This is a genomic window from Pedobacter sp. A2324 (assembly GCF_059693705.1).
The window spans coordinates 178,670-191,929 of the sequence record NZ_JCASSK010000001.1 but is presented as its reverse complement, the minus strand read 5'-3'; the positions used below and the strand labels follow the sequence as shown (position 1 = coordinate 191,929).

Genomic DNA, 13,260 nt, shown 5'->3' with positions numbered 1-13,260 from the left:
GTTGCAAACCCATTTTTATGTTTAAATACGATAAAAAATGATTGCTATTATAACTTCAACAATTAGTCCGTCAGCACATTCCTATTTTTCCGTAGAAGAAAGATATTTACAAACCATTAATACAATTAACAAACTTTTTGAAGCCGGCTTCAATCATGTTTTTCTGATCGATAATTCTATCGATGTGATCGATTCCAAAAGATTAATTACTGAAACTCAAGCGGGTTTGAAAATCCGTCAAATCCCACAATATACATTTGAAAATAAAGGATTGAACGAAGCTTTATTGATTTTAAATAACTTATATTGTTTCCCTGATAATGAATTAATTTTTAAAATCAGCGGCAGATATTATCCTAATGAAAACTTTGAATTAGAAAAACTCATCGAGAAATTGAAAGACAAAGAAATACTTGGTGTTTGTTATGATCCCAAAAGTAATTTTCCATTTTTTAGCACGAGAGCCTATCTTATTCGAAATAAAAAAACGCTCGAATTAGTATTAACGAATGGGATCTATGAAATGATTGCTTATGCAAGAGATAGTAGCGGCATTAAAGGGATTTTTAAGAAAATTTTCTTTAACAGGAATATTATTGGAACACCCTTTACCTTATCTCTGGAACAATCTTTTTTTAGGGTGATAAAATCCCGGGATGCTTACATTTTTGTTGATCAAATAAATATTGAAGGCTTTATTGCCGGATCTTCTAAAATCGATTTCATTAGCGAATAGAAGAATGATTTTTCTTAATGATAAACCTGGGCAGTTATGCAACCAACTTTGGTATCAAGCTCCATTGATCGCCAGGGCCTTAAAGTATAACACAACGCTTATTTCGTTATATTTCGAAGACAATATTCACCTCTTTGAAAATGTAAATCGTTATCCAAGTATTAGATTCGGACTCACTAGGATTGATTTCCTAGACATTTACATTAGAAAATTCACATTAAATTTAGTTCAGCGCCTGCCAAATAAACTGCTGGAAATAATCAATATTAAAGTAGATAGAGAACGCTGGCGAAATGAAGTATGGAGTGAAGAAGAGTTTGAGCATAAGAAATTAGTGTTCTTTACGGGTAATGGAACAAGAAGAAATGATGTTAAGCTCCTTGCCGAATTTCATCAGGAAATCAGCAATATTTTTTCGCCAAATAAAAAAAGTATCAGTAAAGTTTTGCTTGCGTTCTCTCAACAGCCTAAAGAATCTATAATAGTTGGGGTCCACATTAGAAGGGGGGATTATGACAATTTTTTTAATGGTCTTTATTACTTCGACAATAACATTTATTACGCATATATGAGGCAAATCCAGGCGATGTTTGATAAGCAAAACCGAAGGGTAACTTTTCTTATTTGCAGCAATGAAAAAATTGATTTAGCAAATTTTCATCCATTTAAAACCTTTAAAATAGAAAACGCTAAGTCCATTGAAGATTTATATGGTTTAAGCATTTGTAATTACATTATTGGCCCACCGAGCACTTTTTCTATGTGGGCATCGTTTATCGGAAAAATTCCATTAAAATTTTTGAAATACAAAGATGAGCTAATAAATCTTCAGGAATTTAGTGAAATTATTGCCCAGGATACCTTTGCAAACGGAGATATTTTTGAACATGTTGAAGTCTGAAGTATTAAATTTATTTTACGAAGAGCCCGAATCCGATAGATGGGTAAAATATGATCGTTATCCACGAAAACTGATCAGAAGAATTATTAGAGGTAAGCAGGCGCCTGGAGGTGTGATGATGATAGCATTTCAGTTAATGAAAGGGTTAGACAGGTTGAATATTCCTTATCGGTTTAACGATTATGCCTACGCAAAAAAAAAACCTGATACACTCATAGGCGTAATTGGAAAGCCACATTTAATTTTTGAAAAAAAGTTCAAAAATCCAATTTTATTCGGAGCTGGTGTTTTCTCCCATCCGATTGAGGAACCACTTCTTTTTGAAAAATATCCAAATGTAAAACACATGCTGGTTCCCGGCGAATGGATGGTTGAGATGTGCAGGCCTTATTACGGCAATCTGGTTTCAGCTTGGCCTGCAGGTATTGATACCGATAAATGGGCACCACAGGTAAATATTGAAAAGCCTCTTGTTGATTTTTTAATTTACGATAAAATTAGATGGGATCGGGATATTTTTATTCCGAACTTATATACCCCCATCACTAACACATTAAATTCTCAGGGTTTAACTTTTGAAACCATCAGATATGGTTCATATAAAACTGAAGAACTGGCGGCAAAACTTAGCACCTGCAAAGCTGTAATTTTCCTTTGTGAACACGAAACCCAGGGCTTCGCCTACCAACAGATCCTTTCATCCGATATCCCTATCCTAGCTTGGGATAGAGGTAGCTTTTGGCAAGACCCTTATTATTTCCCTAATAAAGTTAAATTCCAATCCGTTTCATCAGTACCTTACTGGGATGATCGGTGTGGTATTAAGTTTAAAGCCATTGAAGATTTTGAGTCATCTCTTAAGTTATTCAACACCATTAACAGTGAACATAAATTTGCACCTAGAAATTATATTTTAGATAATTTAACTTTAGAAAAATGTGCCCGGCAATATTATGAAATTTATAATTCCGTTTTAAAATGAAAATATTACTTGTAATGGACCCTGGCATACCTATTCCTCCTCCACTTTATGGCGGGCACGAAAGATTAGTGGCAATGTTTGCAGAAGAATATGCAAAAAGAGGCCATCAGGTAGATTTGTTGGCCGGTCCAGGATCTTACATTCAGGGTGGGGTTTTTGCATTCGGAAAAAATGATTTAAAAAGGTCCAAAATCCAGCGATTTTTGGAGACCTTATCGGCCTGGAAATTTTTATATCTAAACAGAAAAAAATATGATCTGGTGCATAATTTCGGAAGGCTAATGTACCTGATTCCTATTTTAAATACTAAAGTAAAAAAAATAATGACATATGGCAGAGAGGTTCATGTCAAAAACATCGAGCATATTATTAAATTACCTCACCAGAATTTGATCTTTACAGGCCCGAGTACAGATTGTATTAAAGATGTTCAAGAATATGGAAATTGGAAAAGGATTTTCAATGCAATAGATTTTCGAAAATATAAACTTGAAACTAAAATTGCACCTGATGCGCCTTTAATGTTTTTAGGCCGGCTCGATAAAGTTAAAGGTTGTCACATCGCTATTGAGGTTGCAAAGAAAACCAAAAATAGTTTAATAATTGCCGGAAATATTTCTGACATTGAAAGCGAACAACAATATTTTAAAGAAGAAATTGAACCGTTTATTGATCAAAAACAAATCAAATATGTTGGCCCGGTGAACGATGAACAAAAAAATTATTATCTGGGTAAATCAAAAGCGTTGTTATTTCCTATTGATATACGGGAAGCCTTTGGAATGGTTATGGCAGAATCTATGGCATGTGGAACACCTGTAATAGGTTTTGCAAAAGGTGCCGTGGATGAAGTTATTGTGGAAAACATTAACGGCTTTGCGGTATCAGGTATTAACGAGGTGATATTGGCAATTCCGAAACTTGATCAAATAGACAGGACCAAATGCAGGCTGAATGCAGAAAGCAGATTCGATGTACGAGTTGTGGCTAGTGAATATTTAACCTTATTTGAACGCTCTTGAAATTTAAAATTGTAATTATCACCTCGACTCAGCCGTCCTTAAACCCAAGAATGGTGAAAGAGGCCGATGCTTTATCTCAAAAAGGGTATGATATTACCGTGCTATATCAATACTGGAACAAATGGGGAACTGAAATGGATCTTCAGCTTTTAAAAAACAAAACATGGACTAGCCTCAGGGTTGGAGGAGCTCCTGATACCAACCCGTTCATCTATTGGTATAGTAGAATTGTGCATAAACTTTTCCGCTCTCTTGCCTCGCTGTTCCCCAATAGTAAAAAAATCGGGTTCCATTCAATTGGAAGATGTACAGCAGGGTTAACAAGAGAAGCCAAAAAAATAAAGGCAGACCTTTATATTGCTCATAATTTAGCCGCCCTCCCGGCAGCTGTAAAGGCAGCTGATTTTCATAAAACATTTTCGGGATTTGACGCCGAAGATTTTCACCGGTTTGAGGTAAATGATAATCCTAATAGTTATGAAGCAAAACTTCATATATTAATTGAAGATGATTATATACCAAAGGTAAATTACATGAGTGCCTCCAGCCCGTTAATTGCTTCAGCATATAATGAGATTTTTAATAAAAATGCGGTAACCATTTTAAACGTATTTGAGAAAAAGCATTTAAAAGTCAAAAATAATTTAAGCAGTAGTTTGAAATTATTTTGGTTTTCGCAAACAATAGGGCTGAATCGTGGCCTGGAAAACGTCATTGATGCCTTAAATATCTCTACCAATAGCTTTGAGCTTCATCTTCTTGGTGAAGTGGCTTCTGCTTACCAAGGGGCGCTAAGCCAATTACTCCTAACAAAAAGAAGTTCAATCCATTTTCATCAACAAATTGCATCAGATGAAATATTTGATTTTGCGAGTCAATTTGACATCGGATTGGCAACAGAGCCTGGATTTTCGCAAAACAACAATTTTGCATTAAGCAATAAAATATTTACATACATCCAAATCGGGCTGGCAACTATCGCTAGTAATACCCTGGCACAATTTCAACTGTTAAATAAATTCCCCGCAATAGGTAAATTATTTACAAATAACAATCCTGAAGATTTAGCACAAACATTAGATAGTTACTATGATGATAGGTTACTGCTATTAAAGCACAAGACAGATGCCTATCACTTAGGTCAAACCGAATTTAATTGGGAAATAGAAGGCCAGAAAATAACAAAAATTATAGGTCGCTTGCTTCGAAATGAGGATTAAGATAATCGATATATTAAGAGGCATTGCAGCAATGTCTGTTACCTATTTTCATTTAAGTGGAAGTAGTGGTTTAAATTTAAATATTAGAAATTCTGGCAGTTTCGGTTATCTTGGAGTACAAATTTTCTTTGTTATAAGTGGTTTTGTGCTGCCCTATAGCATGTATAAGAATAATTATTCGATTCATAATTTTTTCAATCAATTAATGAAAAGGGTGATCAGAATAGATCCACCTTATCTTGTAGCAATAGGCATATCGCTATTGTTAATACTGCTAACTAAAAAAGAATTGCCAGAATTCAGCAACTTAATATTTCACATAGGTTATCTCAACGGAATTTTAAGATTAAACTGGATTTCCCCTGTATTTTGGACCTTAGGTTTAGAATTTCAATTTTACCTCTTTTTTGGCCTGTTTTATATATTCTTTATTTTAAAGAAATCAATTACTTGCCTGATAGCCATTGCTGTAACACTTCTAGTATCTTTCATTATTCCACATACTTTTTTACCACATTCATTTGGGATGTTTGCTTTGGGAATTCTTCTATTCAGATATAAGTACTTGCGGATGCCCCACACTCTTTTTGTAATGGGCTGTTTGGTAGTCCTTATTTTTATTTGTTTTGCAAATGGAATTCCAGAGAGCATCATCTCCTGCATCACAATTTTAGTGATTCTTTATTTCCCTGATCCAAAATCAAATTTATTAAATAGGATTCTACTTTGGCTAGGAACCATAAGCTATAGCTTATATTTAATCCATTGGGAAATTGGGCGAGGTATGATTATCACCTTGAGACATGTAAATTTTTTGCATGATTCTGAAATGTTAAGATTGGTTATTGGATTAGTTTTTTCAATCCTTGTGGCATACGTTTTTTATCTATTAGTTGAACTACCATCAATAAAATGGAGTAAAAACTTAACTTTAAAGAAAATGAAGATTAATTCTAATTAACAATTGAAAAAAGCGCTCATCATATCCCCTTATTTTGCTCCATCTAATGCCGCAGATATGCAGCGCATACGCATGAGTTTACCATTTTTCAAAGATTTCGACTGGGAAGTTGAGGTGGTAGCGGTAAAAGAAGAATTTACTGATGCTGTTTTCGATTATTTATTAAGTGAATCGGTACCTGAAGATATTAAAATACACCATGTGAATGCCTTGCCTAAGGGCTTGACTAAAAAATTTGGTTTGGGAAGCATTGCATTGAGATCAATGTGGTTTTATAAGCTTTATGTAAACCGTTTATTAAAAAGGGGAAAATTCGATCTGATATACTTTTCGACTACACAGTTTCCTGTTTGCATATTAGGCGCATACTGGAAAAAAAAGTTTGGGGTTCCATACATTATCGACATGCAGGATCCGTGGTTTACCAATTACTATGAAGATAAACCGAAACACAAAAGGCCTGAAAAATACTGGTTTTCTTATCACCTGGACAAATACCTCGAACCGATTGCAATGAAAAAGGTTGATGGGTTGATTTCAGTATCAGATGCTTATACAGATGATTTGATTTTACGATATCCGCATTTGGCGGATATACCTGCATCAACCATAACATTTGGTGGTTTTAAAAAAGATTTGGAAATTGCTAAAGCACATCATGCAGAATTAAAACTGGCTTTTGATGCGAATCCTGCATACAAACACATTGTTTATGTTGGAAGGGGCGGATTTGATATGCAAAAAGCAGTAATGATACTATTCAAAGCCTTTAAAAGAGGTTTGAAAGCTAATCCTAATACTTATCAAAGGATCAGGTTCCATTTTATAGGTACAAGTTATGCTCCACTAGGAAATGGTGAAAAGACATTATTAAGTGTAGCAGAAAAACTTGGTGTTGGCGACTACGTGACGGAACAAACCGACAGGATTTCTTTTTATGAGAGCATTTACAACTTACAATACGCAGATGCTCTATTCATACCGGGACATGAAAAGCCTGCTTATACTGCCTCTAAAATTTATCCCTACATTATGACCGAAAAACCAATTTTGTCGGTCTTTAATATGGAAAGTAGTGCTGCTCAAACACTCATTGAATGTAAAGCCGGATATGTTGCCGATATTTTAAACTTCAAGGAAGCAATGGTGACCATTTCATGTTTTCTGGATGCTGTTGTTAATAATAGCTTGAACAAACCAGAAACAGACTGGGAAGCTTTTGAAGAGTTTAGGGCAAGGGCGACTACAAAAAAACAATGCGAGATTTTTAACTTGGTAATTGCGAATGATATTAAAAAATCTATATAGATATATTTTAAGGCGGCAAGGGTTTAAAGGACAATTCAGAATTTTTGCCTGGTTATTTGACCGTGGAAAATTAGGCGGGGTGAAGCAAACCGTCCTGACGCTAAACAAGGATTTTAGAGTCAATGTAGACACCTATAATTTCATTGAAGCAAGCATTTATTACATTGGCGATTATGAGCCTTGGGTGAAAAAACACTTTAAACGCTTAATTCGCCCTGGCGATGTTGTTTTAGACGTAGGAGCAAATATTGGCTTCCACAGCCTTTATTTCTCTACATTAACAGGCCCAACAGGTAAAGTAATTGCTATTGAGCCGGTAAAGCTAAATTTTTTGGCCTTGCAAAATAATGTTGTTTTAAATGGTTTTGGTAATGTCACCACTATACAAAAAGCACTGGCTAATGAAAAAAAAGAGATTCAAATCCATATTGATCCGGAAGCTAAAAACCCAGGAGCCTTTAGCTTATTAGAAGGAGGAATAAAAAACACAACCATAAGCTGCATTAAGGGAGATGACTTAGTTAATGAGTTGGGCTTTGAGAGAATTGATTTTATTAAAATTGATGTTGAGGGCTATGAACTGGAAGCGCTTAAAGGTTTAACATTAACTATAGAAAGCAACAGGCCGACAATCATTTTTGAATACGACCGGACCTACCAGCTTAAGGCATTGAATGCACCTGATGCAATCTTTTTATTTTTAAGTTCATTCAATTATCGCTTTGAATGCATTGATGGCTATGGACACACCAAAGCCTTTGAATTTGATAGCACTGTTTTAAGTGCAGAAATAATAGCCTATCCTTTGTGAAAAATTTCCGACTAGTCATAGTTATCAGCCATCCTATACAGTATTATACTCCTTTGTTTAAGGAATTGGCTCAGACAATCTCAGTCAAAGTTTTTTACACTTTAGGAGAGCATAATCTACTAGATGAAGGATTTGGAAAAAAGATCCGCTGGGACATTCCCTTGCTGGATGGGTATGACTATGAATTTATGGATAATATTGCTCCGGTAAAAGGTAGCCATCATTTTAACGGAATTAAAAACCCCGGTTTAATTAATAAAATAGAGGACTTTTTACCTGATGCGATAATGGTTTATGGCTGGGCATACAGCAGCCATTTGAAAGTCATGCGTTACTTTAATAAAAAAGTTCCGGTTTGGTTTAGGGGCGATAGCACGCTACTTGATGAGAAAAGCGTTATTAAAAATTTATTGAGAAAGTTTTTACTAACATGGGTTTATTCTTTTATAGACAAAGCGCTATATGTAGGGCAAAATAACAGGGCCTATTTTGAGCATTTCGGCATCAAAACTAATCAGCTAGTTTTTGCACCACATGCAGTAGATAATGACCGTTTCGCTATCTCCAGGAAAGAGGAAGCATTTAATTTAAGACAGAACCTAGGAATAGAGAGGGACAGTATTCTGATTCTTTTTGCAGGCAAATTCGAGTCAAAAAAAGATCCGGAGCTATTATTGAAGGTATTTGTAAGTCTGAAAATCCCTAATGTACATCTGCTTTTTGTTGGCGCAGGAGAACTTGAAAGAATCCTGAAGTCTAAAGCCCAGATTCTTAAACCGGGTAATATACACTTTATGGGTTTTCAGAACCAAACTCAAATGCCTTTCGTTTATCAGGCCTGTGATTTGTTTTGTCTACCTTCGCAAGGTCCAAATGAAACTTGGGGTTTGGCAGTAAATGAAGCAATGGCGGCGGGCAAGGCTATTTTAGTATCAGATAAAGTTGGGTGTGCTGCAGACCTTGTTAAAAATGGCGTAAATGGTTATATATTTGAAGCGTCTCAATTCAATAGTTTGACTAAAGTTTTAAATACGTTAGTAAAAGATAAAAACGTACTGACTGCAATGGGAAATCATTCTCTTGACATCATAGAAGATTGGTCTATTCAAAATCAGGCAGATATTATTATTAAAGAAACAGAAATTGCAAAACAACAGAGGTAAATACCTGATCTTATATTTCCCATTTCTAATGGCATTACTTTTAGCAGATTTGCCGAAGGTATCTTATCTATTGGCATGGTTGGGTTCTTTCTATCTGTTTTATATTTGCTATGCAGGAAAGATAAAACCTTTGCCTAACGACCGGCCTGTAATTGAGCAGCTATTCAGACCAGTATTTATTTTGCATATAATATTTGCAGGCTACATGGCTTGTACTTCTATTTTTTATTTTTTGAATGCCTTGGGTTATGAATACAGCACCTATCTGGGAAATTCTTTAGCAACGGAATCACTTTTTAATGAAATTGCAAAATGCCAGCGCTTGTACGTTTTGGGGCACGCGGCTTTTTTGCATGGCTTGTTAGGCGCTATGCGGTACCCTGTAGAAAAGAAATATACTCCCAACACTAAATCGATTAGTATTCTACTATTTATCATTTCATTAGTCACCCTGCCTTTAAATCGTTTTCTGGTCAATATCGATGCTGTAATTCAGCTGGGGGTACAAATGGGTAACTTAAGTATTTTAACGGGTACCGTAGCTTTTGCTTTTGCTATTAATGAAAAAAGAAGAAACATGATCATTGCCACGGGTATTTTGTTTGGAATGACCTTCGCTAATACGCTAATATCCGGATTTAAGGAGCCTGTAATTTTAAGTGTGGTATTATTTGGGCTTATTTTACTTCCGGTATATGGCAAAAAACTGATACCCGTTTTTGGTTTGGCTATTTTAGCATTGTTTTTACTTCTACCTACTTTTATCGGTAAATACAGAGGAGCTGCCTCATCAGGTACAAGTGCAATTGAGGCAAGAGATCAGGCAATCAATTCTATTGTTGACAATGAAAACCTACAAGATGAATTACGGAATAATAACTGGGCATTTTTAACTGACCGTATATCAGAGATCGGGATGTTTGTGAGTTACACATCAACTACTCCATCTAAAGTACCTTATTATAATTTACATATTGTTCAGCAGGCTATATTCTCCATAATTCCCAGGGCGTTTTGGTCTGGCAAACCTGATACGGAGCAGATGGTCATGAATAGGCCCTATAATGCCGGTATTATCAGCAGGAGTGCCATAGTATCTGCAAAGCCAGCTTATATCGTAGACTGCTACTTATCATTTGGGTACCTAGGCGTCCTAGCTGGTTTATTTTTTTATGGTTTCATCGCTCAGTATATCGCGCTCAAATCGGAAGAATTATTTGGTGGATATTTCTTGGGAACAGTAGTAATTTTTACTGGCTTATTCCAAATTCTTTTAAGGGGTAATTGCTTTGAATTTATGTTTAATACGGTATTTTGGTCTTTTGTGAGTGTATTCCTGATTTTCAATTTTTTCAAGGCCCGAAATATAATCATTCCGATATAGATTGTAAAAAATTGAATATCCTCCACATCACCGCTTCATACAAACCTGCTTACATCTACGGTGGTCCTATTCAAAGCGTTGCCAAGCTATGTGAAGCGCTAAATAGGTTCGCCATCATCAATTCAGAAAAACCTGGCGATGACTTGAGAAAGCAGGCGAAAGAGGATAAACTAAATATTGAAGTACTCACCACTACGGCCAATGGTGAGGAAGAACTAGATGTACAAACGGACCAACCAATCTTGGTTGATAGTGTTCAGGTAACTTACTTCAAAAGATGGACAAAAGATCACAGTCATTTCTCACCAGGCTTATTATCACACTTAAGAAATGAGATCGTTCGCCAAAAACAGAATGATAAGCCAATTATACATATCCATGCCTGGTGGAATCTGGTTTCTGTGCTAAGTTGCTTTATTGCTAAATGGTACAAAGTGCCTGTTGTACTTTCGCCAAGAGGCATGCTCACGGCTTACAGCCAGAACAACCGAAACTCCTTTCCAAAAAGATTGCTACATACGCTTTTCGGAAAAAGGCTGTTAAAGTATTGCCACATCCACGCCACTAGTGAGCAGGAAAAAGAAGATATACAGAGGATTGTATCTCCGAAAAGTATCACTGTTATTCCGAATTTAGTAAGTTTTGACTATCAGGAATCAGGTACCAAGTATCAACAAGGAGTGCCAGATTATCAAGACGTAGAGGCGGCTATTAAGCTAATTTTCCTGTCGCGGATCGAAGAGAAAAAGGGTTTGGAACTATTATTTGATGCATTAGCACTACTTGACATAAACTGGCAGCTCACCATCGCTGGCTCCGGTAATGATGAATATGTAAAGCACCTTAAGGATAAAGCAGAAAACCTAAAACTTAATACAAGGATTAACTGGATCGGTCAAATAAACAACGATGAAAAATACAGGCTAATAGCGCAATATGACCTGTTGGTACTGACTTCATACAATGAGAACTTTGCCAACGTAGTGGTAGAAAGCCTGAGCGTAGGTACACCTGTTTTGATTTCAGATCAGGTTGGTTTATCGGATTATGTGAAGAAGAACGAGCTGGGATGGATTTGCCAATTGAAAGCAGACCGGATTAAAGATGAACTTATAAAAGCCTTTGCTCAGCAGGAAAAAAGGCACCAAATCAGACAGACTGCACCTGGATTGATCAGGCATGATTTCGATGACAATGTCTTGGCGAATAGGTATCTCACTCTTTATAAACAACTACTGTGATGAGCAAGCCGTTTAGCTTTATTATTTTAACTTATAACGAAGAGATTCATTTACCCCGCCTGCTTGAATCGATAAAGGATTTGAAAGCACCCTTATTTATCCTGGATAGTGGGAGTACAGATCGGACCCTCGAAATAGCTGCAAGTTATGTGGTAGAAATAAAGACAAACCCCTTTGAGAACCATCCGAAACAATGGGATTTTGCACTGAAGCACTTTGATATTCAAACACCCTGGACCATTGGGCTTGATGCCGATCAGGTTGTAACGCCGGAACTATTTGAGATGCTGGAAACTTTTAATGATGAGAAACATCGGGAGGTGAACGGTATCTATTTCAACCGTAAGAATTTCTTTCAGGGCTCCTGGATCAGATATGGCGGCTACTACCCCATCTATCTATTAAAAATGTTCCGTACGGGTATTGGCTATTCTGACCTTAATGAAAATATGGATCATCGCTTTATCGTCCCAGGTAAAACAGTGGTATGGAAAAAGGGGCATATTGTGGAAGAGAACCTTAAAGAAAATGACATTGATTTCTGGTATCAAAAGCATGAACGTTATAGCGACCTGATTGCACAGGAGGAAATAGAACGCATGCAAAAGCTCAGGAAGCAATCCCTCAACCCTACCCTTTTTGGAAACCCTGATGAGCGGAAAGCCTGGTTGAAACGTTTATGGTGGAAGTTACCCTTGGGCATCAGGCCTTATCTTTACTATGGTTTCAGGATGTTTTTCCAACTGGGTGTATTCGACAATAAAACCGCCAGACGTTTCCATCATCTCCAAGGCTTGTGGTTTAGGAAATTGGTGGATCAGAAAATCAAAACGCTCCAAAACCGACAATAAATTAAATCTCAGGATATAATTTTTATCTTTAACTTAATTTTAGCCGAACAAACAAGATGGACGAAATACAACTGAAAGCCGCGAAAAGAGAAGCTGATAAAAAAGCAATTAAATTTGTGATTGCGTTGTTTATACTTTATATAGTTTTTAGTCAGGGCAACATATTTATGAATAGTGTGATGAGTCCGGGTGGAAGGTTTTATAATGCCAGCATCGCAGAACATTTCAACTATATCCAGGGACTAAAATCTGGCCTGATTATTCCAGCGGTTTGGATTATTAAAGCATTTGGCTTCTATGCCATTTATAATGATTCGGATGTGATGGTAGTTGCAGGGCCTTACCTGCGCGTAAACTATTCCTGCCTGGGTTTGGGAGTGATGAGCTTTTTAGCGGCCTTTGTACTGGCTTTTCCTGCTTCATGGAAATCAACCTGGAAAATGATGGTGATCGGGTTGGTGAGTATTTATATTTTAAATGTTTGTCGCATAGCGGGACTGGGTGTGCTACTTGGTTTCTTTCAATCTCAACGCCAAAACTTCACCTATCACCATGAGATATTTAATGTAATTGTATACATCTGTATTTTCACAATGCTGTATTTCTGGATTAGGAAAAATACCAGAAAAGCCATTCCAAAAGCGGAGCACGATAGCGATCCAACAATTGGCTAACATCAT

The 13,260-nt window shown here is 36.4% G+C and carries 13 protein-coding genes; all 13 read left to right on the top strand.

Features of this window, described 5'->3' with window-relative positions; translation table 11 throughout:
* The first annotated feature begins 37 nt into the window (after positions 1-37).
* The 13 genes from AC570I_RS00845 to xrtY are packed head-to-tail and all read left to right on the top strand — an operon-like array spanning position 38 to position 13,254.
* Entirely contained in the window at positions 38-736 is a 699-nt protein-coding gene (locus AC570I_RS00845) for a hypothetical protein (protein WP_497403519.1), read from the top strand.
* A complete protein-coding gene (locus tag AC570I_RS00840) occupies positions 687-1,637 on the top strand; it encodes an alpha-1,2-fucosyltransferase (RefSeq protein ID WP_497403516.1) in 951 nt (316 codons plus the stop codon). The genes AC570I_RS00845 and AC570I_RS00840 overlap by 50 nt, the downstream gene beginning before the upstream one ends.
* Positions 1,624-2,619, top strand: a complete 996-nt coding sequence (locus AC570I_RS00835) for a hypothetical protein (RefSeq protein ID WP_497403514.1) — start codon at positions 1,624-1,626, stop codon at positions 2,617-2,619. Before AC570I_RS00840 ends, AC570I_RS00835 begins: the two co-directional genes overlap by 14 nt.
* Positions 2,616-3,641, top strand: coding sequence for a glycosyltransferase (locus tag AC570I_RS00830; protein WP_497403512.1), 1,026 nt, complete (start codon positions 2,616-2,618; stop codon positions 3,639-3,641). The genes AC570I_RS00835 and AC570I_RS00830 overlap by 4 nt, the downstream gene beginning before the upstream one ends.
* Positions 3,638-4,861 (top strand): glycosyltransferase family protein, encoded by a 1,224-nt coding sequence (locus AC570I_RS00825; protein ID WP_497403509.1) that lies wholly within the window; start codon positions 3,638-3,640, stop codon positions 4,859-4,861. The genes AC570I_RS00830 and AC570I_RS00825 overlap by 4 nt, the downstream gene beginning before the upstream one ends.
* On the top strand, positions 4,851-5,822 hold the full coding sequence (locus AC570I_RS00820) for an acyltransferase family protein (protein WP_497403507.1): 972 nt from the start codon (positions 4,851-4,853) through the stop codon (positions 5,820-5,822). Before AC570I_RS00825 ends, AC570I_RS00820 begins: the two co-directional genes overlap by 11 nt.
* Before the next feature lie 3 nt (positions 5,823-5,825).
* Positions 5,826-7,130, top strand: a complete 1,305-nt coding sequence (locus AC570I_RS00815; RefSeq protein ID WP_497403505.1) for a glycosyltransferase — start codon at positions 5,826-5,828, stop codon at positions 7,128-7,130.
* The gene (locus AC570I_RS00810) at positions 7,108-7,941 is read left to right on the top strand and encodes an FkbM family methyltransferase (RefSeq protein ID WP_497403500.1); all 834 of its coding nucleotides are present in this window, start codon (positions 7,108-7,110) and stop codon (positions 7,939-7,941) included. Before AC570I_RS00815 ends, AC570I_RS00810 begins: the two co-directional genes overlap by 23 nt.
* Before the next feature lie 53 nt (positions 7,942-7,994).
* A complete protein-coding gene (locus tag AC570I_RS00805; RefSeq protein ID WP_497403498.1) occupies positions 7,995-9,104 on the top strand; it encodes a glycosyltransferase family 4 protein in 1,110 nt (369 codons plus the stop codon).
* Between the two features lie 28 nt (positions 9,105-9,132).
* The gene (locus tag AC570I_RS00800) at positions 9,133-10,488 is read left to right on the top strand and encodes an exosortase Y-associated Wzy-like protein (protein WP_497403496.1); all 1,356 of its coding nucleotides are present in this window, start codon (positions 9,133-9,135) and stop codon (positions 10,486-10,488) included.
* An 11-nt stretch (positions 10,489-10,499) separates the two neighbouring features.
* Positions 10,500-11,729, top strand: a complete 1,230-nt coding sequence (locus AC570I_RS00795; RefSeq protein ID WP_497403494.1) for an XrtY-associated glycosyltransferase XYAG1 — start codon at positions 10,500-10,502, stop codon at positions 11,727-11,729.
* Positions 11,729-12,580, top strand: coding sequence for a glycosyltransferase family 2 protein (locus AC570I_RS00790; RefSeq protein ID WP_497403491.1), 852 nt, complete (start codon positions 11,729-11,731; stop codon positions 12,578-12,580). The genes AC570I_RS00795 and AC570I_RS00790 overlap by 1 nt, the downstream gene beginning before the upstream one ends.
* A gap of 56 nt (positions 12,581-12,636) precedes the next feature.
* A complete protein-coding gene (gene xrtY / locus AC570I_RS00785; RefSeq protein WP_497403489.1) occupies positions 12,637-13,254 on the top strand; it encodes an exosortase Y in 618 nt (205 codons plus the stop codon).
* Positions 13,255-13,260: the final 6 nt, after the last annotated feature.

Coding starts and splice junctions, on each gene's coding strand:
- AC570I_RS00845 (WP_497403519.1), top strand. CDS start 38: ATGATTGCTATTATAACTTCAACAATTAGTCCGTCAGCACATTCCTAT.
- AC570I_RS00835 (WP_497403514.1), top strand. CDS start 1,624: ATGTTGAAGTCTGAAGTATTAAATTTATTTTACGAAGAGCCCGAATCC.
- AC570I_RS00830 (WP_497403512.1), top strand. CDS start 2,616: ATGAAAATATTACTTGTAATGGACCCTGGCATACCTATTCCTCCTCCA.
- AC570I_RS00820 (WP_497403507.1), top strand. CDS start 4,851: ATGAGGATTAAGATAATCGATATATTAAGAGGCATTGCAGCAATGTCT.
- AC570I_RS00810 (WP_497403500.1), top strand. CDS start 7,108: ATGATATTAAAAAATCTATATAGATATATTTTAAGGCGGCAAGGGTTT.
- AC570I_RS00800 (WP_497403496.1), top strand. CDS start 9,133: ATGGCATTACTTTTAGCAGATTTGCCGAAGGTATCTTATCTATTGGCA.
- AC570I_RS00790 (WP_497403491.1), top strand. CDS start 11,729: ATGAGCAAGCCGTTTAGCTTTATTATTTTAACTTATAACGAAGAGATT.
- xrtY (WP_497403489.1), top strand. CDS start 12,637: ATGGACGAAATACAACTGAAAGCCGCGAAAAGAGAAGCTGATAAAAAA.